Below are 17,492 nucleotides of genomic sequence, written 5' to 3'. Positions count from 1 at the left end.
TGGCACGTATCACAATTTCTGCGGATCTCGGCGACCCGCCGCGGGCGCATTCACAGAAATTGTTCAGAGTTGTCGGGAAGAATCCGTGTAATGGCAGCCCGAACGAACTCCGCACCCCGAAGTAACCGTGTGCTCGTCATCTCTCTTGTCGTCATCGCCGCGCTCGTGGTGGTCCTCGTCGGCGGCGAACTCTTCGTGCGCAACAGAGTGAAGACCTGCATGGCAGACCAGTTCGAGAGCCAACTCGGCTCGCAGGTGGACGTGGGCCTGAGCTGGAAGCCGGTCCTGCTCCAGTCGGTCGACAAGAACGTCCCGTACATCACCATCGACAGCGACGACACCAAGTTCGGCCCCGCCCAGGGAATGCAGGTGCACGCCCAGGTCAACGACATCCGGATCGAGAACACCGCGGACAGCAGCGGCACCATCGGCAGTTCCGACGCGGACATCACCTGGTCCACCGCGGGCATCCTCGCGACGCTGCAGCAGCAGGCGTTCGGTTCGCTCATCAGCGGCGTCACCGCCGATTCGAACGCCGGGACGTTGAGGTTCTCCGTCGGCCCGGCCGGGCTCGCGGATCTGACCGTCAAACCGGAGGTCGTGAACGGGACCGTCAAGGTGGAGACGGTGGGTGCGGAGGTCCTCGGTTTCGGTCTTCCCACCGATCTCGTCGACGGGGTCGTCCAGATCCTCACGTCGAGTCTGCAGACCTACCCGCTGGGCATGCAGCCGACGTCGTTGAAGGTCACCGACGACGCCATCGAGATCACCCTCGAAGGCGGCGCCTACACGATGCCTGCCGCCGGCACCCAGCAACAGCAGCAAGAACAGCAGAGCAGCTGCGGCCTCCTGGTCTGACCGACCACCGGGTCAGTCGGGCAGCCCGTCCAGGACGGCACGGGTTCCCGACAGTCCCAGCCGCGTCGCACCGGCCGCGATCATGTCGAGGGCGGCCTGTGCGGTGCGGATCCCGCCGCTCGCCTTCACGCCGATCCGACCGCCGACGGTCTGCGCCATCAGCCGCACCGCCTCCACGGTCGCTCCCCCGGCCGGATGGAATCCGGTGGACGTCTTCACGAAGTTCGCGCCGGCCCGCTCGGCGGCCCGGCACGATTCGACGATCGCCTCGTCGGTGAGCGCCGCGGTCTCGAGGATCACCTTCAGGACCGTGCGGTCGCCGACGGCCTCGCGGACGGTGAGGACGTCGGCCAGCACCGCGTTGAAGTCGCCGGCCACGGCGGCACCGATGTCGATCACCATGTCGATCTCCTGCGCACCCTGGTCCACGGCGAGCCGGGCCTCGGCCCCCTTGACCAGCGAGTGGTGCTTGCCCGAGGGAAACCCGACCACCGCGGCGGTCACCAGACCCGGCGCCTTGATCGGCAGCATCGACGGCGACACGCAGACGGCGAGCACGCCGAGCGAGCGCGCCTCGTCGATCAGCGCCTTCACGTCGTCGGTGGTGGCCTCGGGCCTGAGGAGCGTGTGGTCGACGAGGTCGGCCACCTGGGAGCGGGTCAGTGCAACGTCGGACATACCTGTGAGCTTCGCACAATGCCTTCCGGGGCTCGCGGCACGGCCTAGCATCGCCGTATGAGTGATCCGGGATCGATCTTCGACGAGGCGCGGCTGGAGTTCGACCGGCTGACGACGGCCGTGTGGACGCCTGCCGGGCAGTCACTCGTCTTCCAGCTCGGACTGCGTCCCGGCGACGCCGTCCTCGACGTGTGTTGCGGCGCAGGCTCTTCGGCGCTCCCCGCGGCCACCGCGGTCGGTCCGGCGGGCCTCGTCCACGGCGTCGATCTGGCCGACGAACTCCTCGAGCAGGGGCGCCTGAAGGCGTCGGAGCGAGGACTGCAGAACGTCGAGTTCGTCTGCGCGGACGCCACCACCTGGGAACCGCCGAGCACCGTCCCGGACGCGGGCTACGACGCTCTCGCCTGCTCGTACGGCGTGTTCTTCCTGCCCCACATGGACGCCGCGTTCACCCGGCTCGCGGGCCTCGTCCGGCCGGGCGGCAAGGTCGGGATCACGGTGTGGCGGCGGGGCGCGTTGCGCGACTTCGCGGCCGCGTTCCAGGACGCCGTCGCCCGGCACCGGGAACCCGAGCCCGAACCAGCCGGGTCGCCGTTCGATCCCCTCGAACGCATCGACACCCCGGACGCGCTCCACCAGTGGCTCGGCGAGCTGGGCGCGCACTCGACCGAGGTCCGGGAGCTGTCCAACATCATTCCCGCCACCCCCGAGTTCTCCTGGGACCTCGTCCTCGGTGGGAACTTCCGCCGCGCGCTCGCCCCGTTCGACGCCGGGACCGTCGAGCAGATTCGTCTCGATCTCCTGCAGCTGCTCACCGAACGCGCGATACACGACATCGACGCCGGCACCCTCGTCGGCACCGCCGTGGTGAACGGCCGGAGCGCGACCTGAAAGACTGTTGCCCATGAGCGCTGCTTCGACCGAGGACCACCGGTACGTTCTTTCTCTCGGCTGCCCCGACCGCACCGGCATCGTCGCCCGGATCTCGACGTTCCTCGCCGAGGTCGGCGGCTGGATCGTCGAGGCGGCGTACCACGCCGACGCCGACACCGGCTGGTTCTTCACCCGTCAGGCAGTGCGTGCGTCGTCCGTCGACATGTCCATCGAGGAACTCCGGGAACGCTTCGCGGCCGTCGCCGCCGAACTGGGCCCCGAGACCGAGTGGACCGTGTCCGACACCGGTGAGCGCAAGCGGGTGGTGCTGCTCGTGAGCAAGGAGGCGCACTGCCTCCACGACCTGCTGGGCCGTGCGGCCGGAGGCGAGTTGCCCGCCGACATCTGCGCGGTGATCGGCAACCACCGCGACCTCGAGAACGTCACGCGACAGCACGGCATCGACTTCCATCACGTGCCGTTCCCGAAGGATCCCGCCGAACGCGGGCCCGCGTTCGAGCAGGTGCGTGAACTGGTCGACGCCCACGACCCCGATGCCGTGGTGCTCGCGCGTTTCATGCAGGTGCTGCCCTCGGCACTGTGCGAGCACTGGGCCGGCCGGGCGATCAACATCCATCACAGCTTCCTGCCGTCCTTCGTCGGCGCCCGCCCCTACCACCAGGCATTCGCCCGCGGTGTGAAGCTGATCGGCGCCACCTGCCACTACGTGACGGCCGAACTCGACGCGGGCCCCATCATCGAGCAGGACGTGATCCGCGTCGACCACGCCGACGAGGTCGCGGACATGGTCCGGCAGGGTCGCGACATCGAGAAGCTCGTACTGTCCCGCGGCCTGCGCTGGCATCTCGAGGACCGCGTCCTCGTGCACGGCCGTAAGACGGTGGTGTTCAGCTAGCCCCGGCGAACACAGAATCCGACGTATCGGTCAGGCTCACACGCTATTGCGTGTGAGCCTGACCAATACGCGGGCACCTGTCGGATCAGAGATTGCGCAGCCGGACGATCTCCTTGTCGAACTCGTCGATGCTCTCGACGGAGCTCATGTGGCCGACGCCGGGCAGGACGATCAGCCGCTCGAGGTGACCCGCCTCGTCCAGGACGCGAGCGAGCTTGCGGGCGTGGACCGGTGGGGTCAGTCGGTCCATGGAGCCGACGAGCACCGTGGTCGGGACGTCGAGGTTGTCGAGAGCCTCGTGGATGTCGAGGCCGCTGAGCGCGGCACCCCAGCCGCCGCGGATGCGCGGCTTGCAGTCCCGGACGATGTTCTCGCAGAACTGGACTTCGGCGCGGGAGGCGTTGGGCGACATCGACACGTACTGGAGCGCGCGGGTCATCACCGGCGACGACACCAACGGCACCGGTGTGCTCAGGACGGCGCGGCCGACCGGGACCGGCACTCGCGGAAAACGATTCGGCAGCGGGACGACGGTGGTCTCGGCGATGAGCCGGTCGCAGGCGGTGCTGGCGAGCAGAACCGCCGACGCGTACTTCTTCACCTCGTCGGGGTGCCGGCCTGCCCACGCCATGATGCTCATGCCACCCATGCTGTGACCCACGAGCACGGCCTTCTGGTCTTCACGCACCGTCGCCTTCAGCACCTCAGACAGGTCGTCGGCGAGGACGTCCGGGCCGAGTGCGAGCGAACCGACCGTGCTGCGGCCGTGCCCACGCTGGTCGTAGGTGATGACCCGGTACTCGTCCGCCAGCGCGTTCACCTGCGGGTACCAGTACTCGGTCGAACAGGTCCAGCCATGGCTCAGCACAATGGGATCGCCGTCCACCGGACCGTAGGCGCGGACGTACAGCGTCGCTCCGTCGTCGGTGAGGATCTCCGTCACGTCCGGGCGCAGGTTCGGGGTGCGCAGCAGCTCGTTCGGCGCCACCTCGGTCGACAACGTCAACCCGCGGGTGGCGCGCGTGCGGCGGATCGCCGCTGCCGCGGCGACGACGGCGCCCGCTCCGGCTGCGCCGGCGAGTGCCCGGAAGGCGATGGTGCGCGAACTGCTGGTCATTCCTACCCCTGTCCTGTCTAACTTGCTCTGTTGGTGTCGGTGCTCGTCGCCGGACCCGGTGTCTCACCGAGTTGCCGGGCCGCCCTCACGAGGGCCTTGGAGATCTGCTCCTCCATCGCCTCTTCGAACAGCGACTGGACGGCGTCGTGCGCGAGGGGACGCATCTGGTCGATGAGCCGCGCGATCTCCGAGACCTTCGCCTCGTCGAGTTCGAGCGGCTCACCCTCGGCGGCGAGGTAACGGTCCGCGACGACGGTGACGAACCGCGCGGCGACGTCCGAGAGGTCTCGTCGCATCGCCGCGGTCTGTTCGAGGACGCCCTCGAGGGGGATGCCGGCGTCGACGAGGACCTGCGCAGCCTCGACCAGTCGCGGATCGTTCACCGAGTAGTCGTCCCCCGCGGGAACGAGCACACCGAGTTCGGTGCCCTTGGCGATGTTGGCCTCGGTGGTCTGCGCACCGAACATGCGTTTCAGCTCGGCGATCGTGAGACGGGCCGCTCGCCTGCGCTTCTTCCATCGGCTGCCCGGGTCGTCGGTCTCCAGAACGTCCTTGACCTGGAGTCCGTAGTGCGCAGCCGTGAGGAGTTCACTGATGGTGGCGAACGTGTAGCCGCGATCGAGCATGCGGCCGATCAGGTGCAGCCGGGCGAGGTGCGAATCGTTGTACCACCCGGTGCGCCCCTGCTTCCGTGGCGGCGGAAGCAGTCCGCGGTCCTGGTAGACGCGCACGTTGCGCACGCTCACCCGCGCCTCGCGTGCGAGGTCGTCGATCCGGTATTCCTTCATCAGACGGTGCGCGCCCGTCGGAGCAGCAGCCGGGACGGACCGCCGACGAGTCCCACGGCCCGGTGGGCATCGCTCGCTGAGTCACGCAGGTGGACGACGGACATGTCAGCTCCTCGGTAGCCGTGTCATCACAATAGCATTGTCACAATGTCCATTGTCATCGTTTGGGCGCACGAGAGCCACGCCGTCACTTGCTCATGGGGTGGGAGCGACTACCAGCGAGGCCCGCGCTGCACGTCATCGACGCGCGGGCGCACGTCCACGAGATAGACGCACACCGCGACCACCGCGACGATGCCGAACAACTGCACGGCGGGGAACAGCAGGAGGACGAGGAACGCGACGGCGAGAATGCTCAGCCAGATCGGTTTGCTCAACTTGTCCACGGCGGTGAACGCGTCCTTGCGCTGGCGAGCCGCGTGGAACAGCGCGTACGCGGCGCCGCCCAGGGCGACGATGCGAATCACCAACAAGATCACCGAGACGACGCCGTCAACTTGAATCACAGCCCCATCCTACGAGGTCGACACGCAAACGGCCCCCGCACCGAACGTGCGGGGGCCGAAAAGCGTGAAGGATCAAGCCTTCTTGGCCGGAGCAGCCTTCTTGGCCGGAGCGGCGGCCTTCTTGGCCGGAGCCGGGGCCGGAGTTGCCGCAGCCTTGGCCGGAGCAGCCTTCTTGGCGGGAGCGGCATGCTTGGCCGGGGCAGCCTTGTCGGCACGAGCTTGGACGTCGGCCGCGGTGGCGGTGACGCGATCGGCAGCGTCCTTCGACGCCTCCTCGGCCTGGTCGCCCAGGTCGAGAACCTTCAGGGCAGCCTCGTCGCCGGCGTCGGCGATGGCCTCGCCGAGCCCCTCGGCGGTGTCGGAGATGCGACCCGACGCGCGGCCCGCGAGCTTCGCGGCCTGCTCGCCGACGGCGCGCGTCTGGCGTGCAACGGTGCCGAGAGCTTCCTCGGTCAGCTCGACGGCGTCGCCGAAGGCAGTCTCGGCGCGGCCGATGCCCTCCTCGACGACCGGCTGCTTGCGGATGCGCTCGACGGTGTCCTCGCCGCGCTCCGCGAGAGACGTGTACAGGTCGGATGCGACCTTCAGGTAGGCCTCGGCGACCTTGCGCAGCTCGTCGGCGGTGAACTTCTCCCGCAGCTCGGCAAGCTCCTCGGGCAGCTCGGACGGCAGTCCGGCGAGGCGGTCGCGAAGGTTTTCGACACCCTCGGTGACCTCTTCCTGGAGTCCGGCGATGCGCTCCTTGGCGCCGCCGACCCGCTCCTCGACGTCACCCTGGGTGGACTCGGCGCGCGAGCGGACCTGGGCGACGACGTCGGCCACGGCCTGCACAACGACGTCTCCGGCGCCTACGGCCGCGTACAGCGAGGTCTTGACGCTGTCGATGGTCTTCTGGTCAGTCATCGGCTTTCTCCTGTTCAACGGTGGGGGGTTCTGGTTCCGGCGTCTGGGAATCAGAACGCTGGTGTTCTTCTGTCCGAAGCTCGGACGTCCGGGATTCGGCCGCTTCCGCCGATTCGTTCTCACGACAGAACGACTCGTAGATCTCGAGCAGCACTTGCTTCTGCCGCTCGGTAATGGCCGTATCCGCGAGCAGAGCGTCACGGAGGGGACCGTGTGGCCGCTGCTCGAGGTAACCCGCCTGGACGTACAGGACCTCCGAAGACACCCGGAGACCCTTGGCTATCTGCCCAAGCACCTCGGCCGAGGGCTTGCGCAACCCACGCTCGATCTGACTCAGATACGGATTACTGACACCGGCCAGCTGCGCCAGCTGCCGCATCGACACCTGGGCCGCTTCGCGCTGGGCACGAATGAAACCTCCGATGTCGTGAGCGGCGTTGCTGACTACGCGAGCTGCCAGATCTCCTGCACCGGCTGCGTCGCGATCGTCGCTTGCCATCAGTCCTCCGTGTTGCTGGGCAGAACCAAGCCTAAAGCAGGGTGCTAGCAATTGCAAGCACTCTGCTAGCACCCAGCTAGCGGACCCTCCGTCGAGGCAGATGTCACCCGAACAGCAACGTCGAGAACGTGTAGATCAGCAGGCCCGCGATCGAACCGACAACCGTGCCGTTGATGCGGATGAACTGGAGATCCCGTCCCACTTGCAATTCGATCTTCTTGGACGCCTCCTCGGCGTCCCAGCGCTCGACGGTGTCGGAGATGATCGCGGTGATCTCGTCGGTGTAGTGAACGACGACGTAGCGCGTGCCGGCGAGCACCCACCCGTCGACCTTGGTTCTCAGCTCGTGGTCGTCGCGCAGCCGCTCACCGAATCGCACGACGTTCTCCGCGACCTTCGTGCGCAGCGTGCTGTTCGGGTCGTCGACGGATTCCATGATCAGGCGCTTGGCGACCGTCCACGTCGCGGCGGCGAGGCCGGTCACCTCCTCGCGCCCCATGATCTCGGCCTTGATCTTCTCGGCCTTCTCCATGGTCGCGGGATCGTTCTGCAGGTCGTCGGCGAAGTCGACGAGGAAGCGGTTGGCCGCCTGCCGCACCTCGTGCTCCGGGTTGGATCGCACCTTCCAGGTGAATTCGACGAGCTCCCGGTGGATCTTCTCGCCGAGCATGACGTCGACGAACTTGGGCGACCAGGCGGGCGAATCGCGGCTGACGATCCGGTCGATGGTCTCCTGACTCCCGAGCGCCCACTGGTGCGCCCGCTCGGCGAGCAGATCCAGGATCGGCAACTGCCGGTTCTCGCGCAGGAGTTCGCCGAGGACGCGCCCGATCGGCGGCCCCCACTGGGGCTCGGCGAGCCTGCGCACCAGGGTGCTGTCGATGATCTGCTGCACGTCCTCGTCGCGCAGGATCTCGACGAAGCCGCGCAGGATGGTGGCCGTCTCGGCAGCGACGCGCGCGGCGTGCTTGGGCTGCGCCATCCACGTGCCCAGCCGCAGCGGGATCTCCGCAGCCTCCACCTTGGCGGACACCACCTCGGGGGCGAGGAAGTTCTGGCCGACGAAGTTGCCGAGGCTCGCCCCCAGCTGGTCCTTCTTGCGCTTGATGATCGCGGTGTGCGGGATCGGCAATCCGAGCGGATGCCGGAACAGGGCCGTCACCGCGAACCAGTCGGCCAGCGCACCGACCATTCCTGCCTCGGACGCGGCCCGCACGTAGCCGACCCAAGCCCCGGCGCCCCGCGATTCCTGCCACCTGCACACGAGGTAGACCACGGTGGCGAACACGAGGAAGCCCGTCGCGACAGCCTTCATCTTGCGGAGATCGCGGCGCTTCGCGTCGTCGTCGAAGGCGGAAAGGCTCAGTTGATCCACAGACGCCATTGTGCCCAAGGACGGCGCGGAGGCGGCAGCCCAGCCGCTGGACGCGTGCCCGCACAGACGGCGTTGTGCCGTGCGACAAGACCGGAGCACTAAGCTGACAGGAGATCGCGACACGAAACGGATGTGAAGAGACTCAGTGGCGAACGACGACGTGAAGGATCCTGAGCAGGTGACCGAGTCGATGACGAAGCTGGACAAGGCGGCAAAGCCCGATGGGCGCAAGCGCCGCTGGCGTGAGCACAAGATCGCGCGCCGAGAAGAACTCGTCGACGGAACGATCGCCGCCATCCGCTTGCGTGGACGCGACATCGGCATGGACGAGATCGCATCCGAGATCGGTGTCTCCAAGACGGTGCTGTACCGCTATTTCGCAGACAAGAGCGATCTGACGAACGCGACCATGGCGCGTTACGTGGAGACCACACTCGCCCCGCGGATCTACGAGGCCATCGGCGGCGACCTCGACGACTTCGAGCTGACCCGCGCCACCATCACGGCGTACGTCGAGACGGTGGCGTCGGATCCCGACGTCTACCTGTACATCATGGCCAACGGCTCCGGCCCCGGCCGCGAGACGGTCGCCGACTCGGAACGGATGATCGCGGAGGTGCTCTCCACCGTTCTCGGCGAGCGGCTGCGGCAGATGGAGATGGACTCCGGCGGCGCCGTCCCCTGGGCGTACGGAATCGTCGGTGGTGTGCAGTTGGCGACGCACTGGTGGATCTCCAACCGGTCCATGTCGGTCGAGGATCTGATCAACTACCTCACGATGATGACCTGGGGTGGCGTCACCGGTATCGCTGCGGTCAACGGCTCGCCCGCGCGATTCAACGCGATCCCGCACCCGTTGCTGCCGCCTGCGGCCGAGGCCGACTAGGCGCCCGACCGTTTCTTGTGTAACTAGCAGTTACAGGTAAACTTGCCTGTGTGAACGAACACGATGAAGAAGAAGAGGGCTACCGCGGCCCCGCCGACGTCGTCGTCGGCGACCGTCCCGCCGTGACCGTGCAGGTCCAGTTGGCGGGAAACTTCGAACCCATCAGCGGTCGGTACGTCTGGCACGGCCGCGTCCGCACCCTGACGGACGCCCTCGGCCCGGATGCCGACCTGTCCGCGGGCACGGAACTGCAGATCACCAGCCCGGCAGGCACGGCCACCGCCCGGATCACCGGGGTGGACCTCTGGGGAGGCCATCTCGTCGACGGAGTGACGCCCCCGCCGTTCAGCCGAGTGTGAACTCGAAGTCCGCCGGTTCGACCGACCGCGTCCGGCGCCAGTAGCGCACGGTCGAACCCGGCCAGATGGTGCGGTTGACGCCGTGCGAGTCCAGGTACCAGCTCACGCACCCGCCGGTGGACCACACCCCCTTCGCCAGTTTCCGTTGGATGTCGGTGTTGAAGCGGCTCTGCACCGCGGGCCGGACGGCCGCGGAATCGGCGCCGCGCCGGTCGACGAGATCCATCAGTTCCAGTGCATAACGAATCTGCGACTCGATCATGAAGACCACCGAATTGTGACCGAGCCCGGTGTTGGGTCCGAAGAGGAAGAACGCGTTGGGGTAACCCGCGACGGTGATACCGAGGTAGGTGCGGATCCCGTGCTCCTCCCATTCGTCGGCGAGGCGCCGGCCCTCGACCCCGGTGAGCTCGACATTGTCGAAGCCGTCGGTGACATGGAATCCGGTGGCGTAGATGATCGCGTCCACCACCCGCTCCGCCCCGTCGCCCGCGACGATGCTGTGCGGGCGCACCTCCGCGATGCCCTCGGTGAGCACGACCGTCTTCGGTGAGATCAGCGCCGGGTAGTACACGTCCGACCCCAGGATCCGCTTGCAACCGATGCGATAGGACGGGGTCAGCTTCCGGCGCAGTTCGAGATCGGTGACGGTCCTGTTCAGGTTCTTCCGTGCCGCGCTCTCGATCGGCCGCATCAGGCGGGAGTGCCCGTTGAACCCGAGCGCGAGCGATTCGTAGGTCCAGTAGACCGCGGCACGCACCATTCGACGGGCCAACGGGACCCGGCCGAACAGGCGCCGCGCCTGCGGCGGAATGCCGAAGTTCAAGCCCGGTATCACCCAGGGCGGCGTCCGCTGATACAACTGCAACTCGGCGACGTCGCCCACGATCTCGGGAACGAACTGGACGGCGCTGGCGCCCGTGCCGATCACCGCGACCTTCTTGCCCCGCAGGTCGTAGTCGTGGTTCCACTCCGCCGAGTGGAACACCGTGCCCTCGAACGTGTCGGCGCCGGGCAGATCCGGGACGTTCGGGATGTGGAGGGCGCCGATCCCGGACACGACGAACTGGGCGACGTACTCGTCGCCCGACTCGGTGTGGACGTGCCACCGTTGCCGTTCGGCGTCCCAGTACCCGCCTGTCATCGTGCGGCCGAAATGAATGTTGCGCCGCAGGTCGTACTTGTCGGCCAGACCGCGCAGATAGTCGAAGATCTCCTCCTGACCCGACCACATCCGGGTCCAGTCCGAGTTCGGCTCGAACGAGAACGAGTACAGATGCGAGGGCACGTCACACGCGCAACCGGGGTACGTGTTCTCCCGCCAGGTGCCACCGACCTCCCGCGCCTTCTCCAGCAGAATGAAGTCGTCGCGCCCCCGCTTGCGCAGCTGAATAGCCGTGCCCAGACCGGAAAAACCCGTCCCGATCACCAGGACGCGACACCGATGCACCTCGCCGCTCACAACTCCATGTAACGCTCCTGTGGCACTGTTTGCACATGGCAGACAAGGCACGCGGATTGTGGAAAATGTCGGCGATCGAGGCCCTGCGGTCGCGCCCGGGTCAGCCGATCGCCGAACTCGATCGCGGGAGCACACCCGGATTCGTCGGCGACAAGTCGGACGGGGTCGCGCTGCTGGAGGAACGCGGGGCAGTACTGTCGTCGCTCCAGGAGAAGCTCTACGCCAACGGACGATCCGGCGACCACCGGTCGGTGCTGCTCGTGCTGCAAGGCATGGACACCGCGGGTAAAGGCGGAATGGTCCGCCACGTCGTCGGGCACGTGGATCCGCAGGGCGTGGATCACGCGTCGTTCGGCGTGCCCACTCCCGAGGAGAAGCGCCACCACTTTCTGTGGCGGATCGACAAGGCCCTGCCCCGCGGCGGACAACTCGGTGTTTTCGACCGGTCGCACTACGAGGACGTGCTAGTGGTCCGGGTTCACGATCTCGTGCCCGAGGAAGTCTGGAGCGGCCGCTACGACGAGATCAACCAATTCGAGAAGGAACTCGTCGCCGGCGGCACGACGCTGGTGAAGGTCGCGATGTTCGTGTCACTCGACGAGCAGAAGGCGCGGCTGCTCGAACGGGTGGAACGCCGGGACAAGTACTGGAAGTACAACCCGTCGGACGTCGACGAGCGCAGGCTGTGGCCCGCATACCAGGACGCGTATCAGGCGATGCTCGACGAGACGTCGACCGATTACGCGCCGTGGTACGTGGTTCCGTGCGACCGCAAGTGGTACAGCCGGATCGCGGTCACCGAGCTGCTGATCGGCGCCCTGGAGAAGCTCGACCTCGACTGGCCGGCCGCGACTTTCGACATCGAAGCGGAGAAGCGGAGGCTCGCGGAATCCTGAGGCCTCCCGAACATGCCGCCGTCAGAAGAGGTGCGGCGTTTCGTGGTGCAGCCTGTGATCGTGACGCACGGTTCCGCCGTACAGCGCCATCGCTCCGGCCAGCGCGACGACACACAGAGATCCGGAGATCACCGCCCAGCCGCCCTGCCCCGAGCCGGCGGCGACGAGGAACCCGCCGAGACAGACCACCGAGAACAACACGAGAGCGAAGCTGACCCAAGCAGCGAAGAGATTGAGTTTCACGGCACTCACCTCACCTTCGAGAACGTGGTCCCGACGCTACGCCCGACCTGCATCGACGACAAGGTGGGCCGGTTTTCTTCGCGCCACCCTGGGTAACCGCAAGGCATGAACCTCGAGAGCCTGTTCCGGAAGGCGGAATCCGCCGGGTTCCTCGACGGCGGCAGCCGGTTCCTGCAACAGCGGATCCAGGGGGCGCTCGGTTCGTCCGGCGCGGGCCCGGTGTTGCGCGGATCATGGCTCGGGCACCCCGTGCATCCCGTTCTCGTCAGCCTTCCCATCGGGGCGTGGGTCGGCGCGACCGTCTTCGATCTGGCATTCCGCGATCACGTCGGCGCACGCAGACTGATCGGCCTGGGACTGCTCGCCACTCCCCCGACGTTGGTGACCGGCTGGGCGGACTGGGCCGAACGCGATACGCGTCAGCGCCGCGTCGGCCTGATCCACGCCGAGGCCAACGCCATCGGCATCACGGCCATGCTCGCGTCCTACCTTCGCCGCAGGCACGGATCGGACGCACGCGCTGTCGTCACGAGCACCGCGGGACTTCTCGCGATCGGCATCGGCGGCGCGCTCGGCGGGCATCTGACCTACGCAATGGGCGCAGGAGTCGACGGGGTGCGGGAGGGTCCGGGACCGGACACTCTCATCACCCCGGTGGGATGAAGAATCGAGGAACGCCATGATCGTGCTCGGACTGATCTTGCTCCTGATCGGATGGCTCACCGGCCTCACCTGGCTGTGGACCATCGGCATCATCCTCCTGGTGATCGGCGCGATCCTGTGGATTCTCGGCGCCACCGGACGTGCGGTCGGCGGCAGGCGGCGTTGGTATTAGAACGCAATACCGGCCGGCTGGTGCAACCTGTCCTGTGACAGAGTGCTAGCCGGTCGGTTTACAAACCCGAAGTTCGGGAATCCCCGTGGCATGACGGCCATTCATCGCGAACCCAGACCTCCCGTGTGCGGCGGGCAACCGATGAGAACGGCAGCCGTCGGCACCTCGAGACGATTGAGGATTTCGATGGTCTCGGCCAACGCCAGTCCTCTCGACGTCTCGGACGGCGCCGACGTCGGGGGGCAGAGCATTCACCTCGCCGAACTGTCGGCAGCCCTCACACGAGAGGGTCACGACGTCACCGTCTACACCCGGGCGGACAGCGAGGACGCCCCGGAGCGGGTCACCACCCTGGGCGGGTACACCGTCGTGCACGTGCCGGTCGGGCCGGCGCGGCGGATGTCCGAGGCCGAGATCCTGCCGCTGATGGGGGCATTCGGCAGCTTCCTCAAGACCGAATGGGAATCCGAACGGCCCGACATCGTCCACGCCCACTACTGGATGTCCGGGATCGCGACGCAACTCGCCGCCCGCACGCTCGGCATTCCGGTGGTCCAGACGTTCCATGCGCTCGGGGTGGTCGAGCAGAGGTTCGAGCGAGCGGATTCGTCGAGCACTCACAACCGAATTCACTTGGAACAGTTGATCGCCCGCGGCGCCACCCGGGTGGTGGCGACGTGTACGGACGAGGTCTTCGAACTCTCCCACCTCGGCCTGCCGCGCTCGCGTACGTCCGTGGTTCCGTCCGGCGTCGACGTCGCCGAGTTCACGCCCGACGGCCGGGCCGACGAGAAGGGTAAACGCCATCGCCTCGTCATGGTCGGCCGACTGGCGCCGAGCAAGGGCTTCGACACCGCGATCGAGGCACTCTCCCACTTCCCCGACACCGAACTCGTCATCGCGGGCGGTCCGGCCGCCGACGACGTCGCCGACGACCCCGAAGCGTCGCGACTGTTGACACTGGCCCGTGAGGCGAAGGTGCGCAACCGGGTACGGATCGTCGGGCGCGTGCCGAGAAACGCCATGCCCTCGCTGCTGCGCTCGGCGGATGCCGTCGTGTGCACCCCGTGGTACGAGCCGTTCGGCATGGTTCCGCTCGAGGCGATGGCCTGCGGCACCCCGGTGGTGGCGTCCGCCGTCGGCGGGATGCGGGACACGGTGGTCGACGGCATCACCGGACGCCTCATCTCACCGCGCAACCCGGTCCGCCTGGCCGAGGCCCTGCGACAGATCTTCGACGACGACGCCCTGCGCACGGGATACGGCATGGCGGGCTGCGATCGCGCCCGCGCCCGCTACTCGTGGGACCGGGTCGCCACCGACACTCTCCGCGCCTACGGCCGCTGCGTGTCGGCCCCTCCGCGCACGAGTCGAACCGGCGCCCACTGAAAGTCGGGCGCCGGTTCGGACGGTCAGGCCGTTCGGCCGTGCCAGGCCCCGAGGGCACTGTCCACGGAAGCGAAGCAGGGGTAGCTCGACTCCTGGCCCGCCGCTCTGAGCAGCCGATATACGGGACGGCCGCAGATCATCGCCCACGTCCGCCCGTCCCGGACGTTCGTCGTGTGGACGGTGTCGAGCACCGACAGACCCGCGGTTCCGATGAAATCCACCTGCGACATGTCGAGGATGAACTGCCCCTCCGGCGAGATCCGCGTGCACACGTAGTCGCGGAACCCCGGTGCACTGAACAGGTCGATCTCGCCTCGTACCCCTACCAACATCACCCCGGACCCGAGTCGCTCGGAAGTGAATTCCGCGCTCGCACAGCGTGTCGGAGCGGAACCGACAGCCGAGAGCGTTACCCTCGGCTTGTACGTGGTACCGAACTCCGTGCCCGAACACGCCATTTCAGGTTCTGGGACCCCTGGACCAACAGACATGGCTCACCCCATCTCGAACATTGAGAGGGGAAGCGGAGCACCTGCAGACAGACCCGACCTCGGACACATGACACCGTCTGCTACCGCAGCGCTTCCCGACATCGGCTGTGTGTTCAACCTCGGTTCGAGACTACTCCCGCCTGTGATGTGTCACAAGGAAATAACAGATACTCGAGCTCTCATTTGCCCTGGTGAGCGATTACAAACCGTTATGCACGGTTGTACGCGCCGAAACAGCCGCGACGACACGTTCTGCGACCACGCGCAGTTTGACGTTCTCCCGCTGCGAACGCGTGACGAGGACGTCGAACGCGGTCTCGGCGTCGAGACCCCGCAACGCCATCACGATTCCCTTCGCCTGATCGATGACGGCGCGGGACCGGAGGGCGATACGAAGTTGCTCGATCAGGTTTCTCGCCTCGCTGTACCGCCGGGCATTACGCACCGCGACCGCAGCCGCCTCGACGTACAGCTCCAGCGCCGACTCGTCCATCCGGTGGAAGGCGTGCGGCAGCAGTCCGTACAGATTCAGCGCAGCGGACTGCTCCGCGACGGGCAGGGGTACGGACAGATAGCTGTGGACGCCGGCCGGTTCGGAACTCGCGGCATACGCCGGCCACCTCTCGTGCGCGGCGGCACGGTCGGCCCGCACGGTCTCGCCGGAGCGTACGGCGTCGAGCGCAGGACCCTCACCGAGGCGGTACTGCAACTCCTCGAGTGCCGCGAGCTCGTCCGAGGTCGCGGCCACCGTGACGGGACCCGTCGCTCGGACAACGGTGATCCCGGCCATCGCCGCACCCGGGAACGTCTGGACTACCCGACGGCACAGCCTGTGCAGCGCGACGTCGGTCTCGTCCTCCGGCTCGAGCAACTCGAGCACCGAGTCGAGCGACACGGCGACCGCGTCGGCCTGCACAGCCTCGACAGCACTCGTCAACGTGTGCAGGTGAATCTCGTCAGGCATCCCACTCGTCTCCCGTGACCACCATGACCCTGCCGAGGGCCTCAGGAACGCTGATCGTGCCGCCAACATTACTCGGGCAAACGTACTGATCGGACTGGTTTGATCGGTCCTGTTCTGCGGTATTCCACCTGCGGTGTCGCCGGATCGCTACCCTGACTTCTCAGCAGCGCGAGCCGACCCACCGCCCGCCGACAGCACGGTACGCCCGACCCGGAGGTCTCATGGCCATCGCCAAGACAATCGAATCCGACCAGGATCACACACATCCCGTCGTCGAACTGCGCGTGCGAGCAACGCCCGATCAGCTCTCCGTACTGCGCGCCCTGGCAGCAACCGTTGCCATCCACGAAGATTTCGACCTCGACTCCATCGCCGACATCAAACTGGCCATGGACGAGATCTGTACCCAGCTGATCGTCCGCGCGACACCGGACGCGCTTCTGGTGTGCCGGCTGCAATATCTCGACAACACCCTGCGAGTCGACGTATCGAGCACCACCACGTCGGTCGGCTCCCTCGGCGAGCGTTCGTTCGCCTGGCACGTACTCAACGCCCTCACCGATTCGGTCGATCTGAAACAGGAACCCGACCCCGCTACCGCGGGTTTCGTGACCACCATGGAATTCACCAAGGTGAAGAACGGCCTGAGTCTGTGACGTCCCATACTCACAGTGGGGGGCACACGGCCCGTTGGCCGGACGAGTATCAGGACGTCACAGCACTCTTCGAACAGATGGCAGCCCTCGACGAGGACGATCCCCGGCGCCGCAGACTGCGGGACGCCGTCGTGACGCGCTGTCTCCCACTCGCCGAACACATCGCGCGACGCTTCGACGGCCGCGGCGAGGCGCACGACGATCTGGTTCAGGTCGCGCGCCTCGGACTGGTCAACTCGGTCGACCGGTTCGACGTGGAGCGGGGATCCGACTTCGTGTCGTTCGCCGTCCCCACCATCATGGGCGAGGTACGACGGCACTTCCGCGACACCGGGTGGGCCGTGCGAGTACCCCGCCGGATGAAGGAACTGCACCTCGCGCTCAGCCAGGCCGTCGCCGAACTGTCCCAGAGCCTCGGTCACGCCCCCACCGTCAGCGAACTCGCCGAACACCTGGACCTCGAACAGGAGGAGGTGGCGCAGGGGCTCCTCGCCGGCAACGCGTATCAGACCGTCTCCGTCGACAACACGTCGTCGGACCGGACCGGCGAGCTGTCGATGGTGGAGACACTCGGCGACTACGACGCCGCGATGGACGACGTCGAGAACCACGAAACCCTGCGCCCCCTGCTCCAATCTCTCCCCGAACGGGAGCGGACCGTCCTCATGCTGCGGTTCTTCGGCAACATGACACAGACCCAGATCGCCGACCGAGTCGGCATCTCGCAGATGCACGTGTCCCGGTTGCTGGCGAAGACACTGGCGTCACTGCGAGATCAACTCGGTGATGCGTAGGTCA

General features: G+C 67.0%; 22 protein-coding genes. 11 read left to right on the top strand and 11 right to left on the bottom strand.

Annotation, left to right across the window (positions count from 1 at the left end; translation table 11 throughout):
* Positions 1–90 precede the first annotated feature (90 nt).
* Entirely contained in the window at positions 91–858 is a 768-nt protein-coding gene (locus tag QM806_RS15020; RefSeq protein ID WP_007300720.1) for an LmeA family phospholipid-binding protein, read from the top strand.
* Positions 859–870: 12 nt separating this feature from the next.
* On the opposite strand, the gene deoC is transcribed toward QM806_RS15020, so the two are convergent.
* Positions 871–1,536, bottom strand: a complete 666-nt coding sequence (gene deoC, locus QM806_RS15015; protein ID WP_054247484.1) for a deoxyribose-phosphate aldolase — start codon at positions 1,534–1,536, stop codon at positions 871–873.
* 57 nt (positions 1,537–1,593) lie between these two features.
* On the opposite strand from deoC, the gene QM806_RS15010 reads away from it, so the two are divergent.
* Entirely contained in the window at positions 1,594–2,427 is an 834-nt protein-coding gene (locus tag QM806_RS15010) for a class I SAM-dependent methyltransferase (RefSeq protein WP_005571528.1), read from the top strand.
* Positions 2,428–2,440: 13 nt separating this feature from the next.
* A complete protein-coding gene (purU, locus tag QM806_RS15005; RefSeq protein WP_005261059.1) occupies positions 2,441–3,325 on the top strand; it encodes a formyltetrahydrofolate deformylase in 885 nt (294 codons plus the stop codon).
* A gap of 85 nt (positions 3,326–3,410) precedes the next feature.
* On the opposite strand, the gene QM806_RS15000 is transcribed toward purU, so the two are convergent.
* The 6 genes from QM806_RS15000 to QM806_RS14975 form a co-directional block, all read right to left on the bottom strand.
* Positions 3,411–4,442, bottom strand: coding sequence for an alpha/beta fold hydrolase (locus QM806_RS15000; protein ID WP_064079818.1), 1,032 nt, complete (start codon positions 4,440–4,442; stop codon positions 3,411–3,413).
* Between the two features lie 17 nt (positions 4,443–4,459).
* Positions 4,460–5,230, bottom strand: coding sequence for a MerR family transcriptional regulator (locus QM806_RS14995; protein ID WP_133985018.1), 771 nt, complete (start codon positions 5,228–5,230; stop codon positions 4,460–4,462).
* Between the two features lie 212 nt (positions 5,231–5,442).
* Positions 5,443–5,736, bottom strand: coding sequence for a DUF2516 family protein (locus tag QM806_RS14990; protein ID WP_005251878.1), 294 nt, complete (start codon positions 5,734–5,736; stop codon positions 5,443–5,445).
* Between the two features lie 72 nt (positions 5,737–5,808).
* Positions 5,809–6,639 (bottom strand): major lipid droplet protein TadA, encoded by an 831-nt coding sequence (tadA, locus tag QM806_RS14985; RefSeq protein WP_005261062.1) that lies wholly within the window; start codon positions 6,637–6,639, stop codon positions 5,809–5,811.
* On the bottom strand, positions 6,632–7,138 hold the full coding sequence (locus tag QM806_RS14980) for a helix-turn-helix domain-containing protein (protein ID WP_005261063.1): 507 nt from the start codon (positions 7,136–7,138) through the stop codon (positions 6,632–6,634). The genes tadA and QM806_RS14980 overlap by 8 nt, the downstream gene beginning before the upstream one ends.
* A 103-nt stretch (positions 7,139–7,241) precedes the next feature.
* Positions 7,242–8,513, bottom strand: a complete 1,272-nt coding sequence (locus QM806_RS14975) for a DUF445 domain-containing protein (protein WP_120661426.1) — start codon at positions 8,511–8,513, stop codon at positions 7,242–7,244.
* A gap of 145 nt (positions 8,514–8,658) precedes the next feature.
* Between QM806_RS14975 and QM806_RS14970 the strand changes: the two genes are divergently transcribed.
* Together QM806_RS14970 and QM806_RS14965 are read left to right on the top strand one after the other, a co-directional pair.
* Positions 8,659–9,399, top strand: a complete 741-nt coding sequence (locus QM806_RS14970) for a TetR/AcrR family transcriptional regulator (RefSeq protein ID WP_005261065.1) — start codon at positions 8,659–8,661, stop codon at positions 9,397–9,399.
* A 50-nt stretch (positions 9,400–9,449) separates the two neighbouring features.
* The gene (locus QM806_RS14965) at positions 9,450–9,758 is read left to right on the top strand and encodes a DUF4873 domain-containing protein (protein WP_283291898.1); all 309 of its coding nucleotides are present in this window, start codon (positions 9,450–9,452) and stop codon (positions 9,756–9,758) included.
* Here the strand turns inward: QM806_RS14965 and QM806_RS14960 are convergent.
* On the bottom strand, positions 9,745–11,220 hold the full coding sequence (locus tag QM806_RS14960) for a flavin-containing monooxygenase (RefSeq protein WP_005563324.1): 1,476 nt from the start codon (positions 11,218–11,220) through the stop codon (positions 9,745–9,747). The two genes, QM806_RS14965 and QM806_RS14960, sit on opposite strands and share 14 nt — an antisense overlap.
* A gap of 35 nt (positions 11,221–11,255) precedes the next feature.
* Here QM806_RS14960 and QM806_RS14955 point away from each other — a divergent pair, with 35 nt between their 5' ends.
* Entirely contained in the window at positions 11,256–12,116 is an 861-nt protein-coding gene (locus tag QM806_RS14955; protein ID WP_005563326.1) for a polyphosphate kinase 2 family protein, read from the top strand.
* Positions 12,117–12,137: 21 nt separating this feature from the next.
* Here the strand turns inward: QM806_RS14955 and QM806_RS14950 are convergent, their stop codons facing one another.
* On the bottom strand, positions 12,138–12,368 hold the full coding sequence (locus QM806_RS14950) for a hypothetical protein (RefSeq protein ID WP_005261069.1): 231 nt from the start codon (positions 12,366–12,368) through the stop codon (positions 12,138–12,140).
* 96 nt (positions 12,369–12,464) lie between these two features.
* Here QM806_RS14950 and QM806_RS14945 point away from each other — a divergent pair, with 96 nt between their 5' ends.
* From QM806_RS14945 to QM806_RS14935, 3 genes are all read left to right on the top strand, one after another.
* Positions 12,465–13,022 carry a DUF2231 domain-containing protein gene (locus QM806_RS14945; RefSeq protein WP_005563328.1) on the top strand — a complete coding sequence of 186 codons (558 nt, stop codon included), beginning with the start codon at positions 12,465–12,467 and terminating at the stop codon, positions 13,020–13,022.
* Between the two features lie 16 nt (positions 13,023–13,038).
* The gene (locus tag QM806_RS14940; RefSeq protein ID WP_005251863.1) at positions 13,039–13,194 is read left to right on the top strand and encodes a DUF6131 family protein; all 156 of its coding nucleotides are present in this window, start codon (positions 13,039–13,041) and stop codon (positions 13,192–13,194) included.
* A gap of 174 nt (positions 13,195–13,368) precedes the next feature.
* On the top strand, positions 13,369–14,583 hold the full coding sequence (locus QM806_RS14935; RefSeq protein ID WP_039953064.1) for a glycosyltransferase: 1,215 nt from the start codon (positions 13,369–13,371) through the stop codon (positions 14,581–14,583).
* A gap of 23 nt (positions 14,584–14,606) precedes the next feature.
* On the opposite strand, the gene QM806_RS14930 is transcribed toward QM806_RS14935, so the two are convergent.
* A complete protein-coding gene (locus QM806_RS14930; protein ID WP_231137685.1) occupies positions 14,607–14,915 on the bottom strand; it encodes an STAS domain-containing protein in 309 nt (102 codons plus the stop codon).
* Between the two features lie 358 nt (positions 14,916–15,273).
* A complete protein-coding gene (locus tag QM806_RS14925) occupies positions 15,274–16,038 on the bottom strand; it encodes a GAF and ANTAR domain-containing protein (protein ID WP_005563331.1) in 765 nt (254 codons plus the stop codon).
* A gap of 221 nt (positions 16,039–16,259) precedes the next feature.
* On the opposite strand from QM806_RS14925, the gene QM806_RS14920 reads away from it, so the two are divergent.
* Together QM806_RS14920 and QM806_RS14915 are read left to right on the top strand one after the other, a co-directional pair.
* Positions 16,260–16,694, top strand: coding sequence for an ATP-binding protein (locus tag QM806_RS14920; RefSeq protein WP_005563332.1), 435 nt, complete (start codon positions 16,260–16,262; stop codon positions 16,692–16,694).
* Complete coding sequence (locus QM806_RS14915; RefSeq protein WP_005261075.1) at positions 16,691–17,488, top strand: SigB/SigF/SigG family RNA polymerase sigma factor; 798 nt, start codon at positions 16,691–16,693, stop codon at positions 17,486–17,488. The genes QM806_RS14920 and QM806_RS14915 overlap by 4 nt, the downstream gene beginning before the upstream one ends.
* Positions 17,489–17,492: the final 4 nt, after the last annotated feature.

The organism is Rhodococcus sp. IEGM 1351, assembly GCF_030056875.1.
In the GTDB taxonomy this organism is placed as follows: domain Bacteria; phylum Actinomycetota; class Actinomycetes; order Mycobacteriales; family Mycobacteriaceae; genus Rhodococcus_F; species Rhodococcus_F opacus.
Note: the sequence above shows the minus strand (reverse complement) of the source record. Positions and strands in the feature narration are given on the sequence as shown.

Excerpts from the sequence above, each read along its gene's own strand:
- QM806_RS14995 (WP_133985018.1), bottom strand. The coding sequence starts at position 5,230 with ATGAAGGAATACCGGATCGACGACCTCGCACGCGAGGCGCGGGTGAGC.
- QM806_RS14955 (WP_005563326.1), top strand. The coding sequence starts at position 11,256 with ATGGCAGACAAGGCACGCGGATTGTGGAAAATGTCGGCGATCGAGGCC.
- QM806_RS14920 (WP_005563332.1), top strand. The coding sequence starts at position 16,260 with ATGGCCATCGCCAAGACAATCGAATCCGACCAGGATCACACACATCCC.
- QM806_RS15010 (WP_005571528.1), top strand. The coding sequence starts at position 1,594 with ATGAGTGATCCGGGATCGATCTTCGACGAGGCGCGGCTGGAGTTCGAC.
- purU (WP_005261059.1), top strand. The coding sequence starts at position 2,441 with ATGAGCGCTGCTTCGACCGAGGACCACCGGTACGTTCTTTCTCTCGGC.
- QM806_RS14925 (WP_005563331.1), bottom strand. The coding sequence starts at position 16,038 with ATGCCTGACGAGATTCACCTGCACACGTTGACGAGTGCTGTCGAGGCT.
- deoC (WP_054247484.1), bottom strand. The coding sequence starts at position 1,536 with ATGTCCGACGTTGCACTGACCCGCTCCCAGGTGGCCGACCTCGTCGAC.
- QM806_RS14940 (WP_005251863.1), top strand. The coding sequence starts at position 13,039 with ATGATCGTGCTCGGACTGATCTTGCTCCTGATCGGATGGCTCACCGGC.
- tadA (WP_005261062.1), bottom strand. The coding sequence starts at position 6,639 with ATGACTGACCAGAAGACCATCGACAGCGTCAAGACCTCGCTGTACGCG.
- QM806_RS14930 (WP_231137685.1), bottom strand. The coding sequence starts at position 14,915 with ATGTTGGTAGGGGTACGAGGCGAGATCGACCTGTTCAGTGCACCGGGG.
- QM806_RS14980 (WP_005261063.1), bottom strand. The coding sequence starts at position 7,138 with ATGGCAAGCGACGATCGCGACGCAGCCGGTGCAGGAGATCTGGCAGCT.
- QM806_RS15020 (WP_007300720.1), top strand. The coding sequence starts at position 91 with ATGGCAGCCCGAACGAACTCCGCACCCCGAAGTAACCGTGTGCTCGTC.
- QM806_RS15000 (WP_064079818.1), bottom strand. The coding sequence starts at position 4,442 with ATGACCAGCAGTTCGCGCACCATCGCCTTCCGGGCACTCGCCGGCGCA.
- QM806_RS14945 (WP_005563328.1), top strand. The coding sequence starts at position 12,465 with ATGAACCTCGAGAGCCTGTTCCGGAAGGCGGAATCCGCCGGGTTCCTC.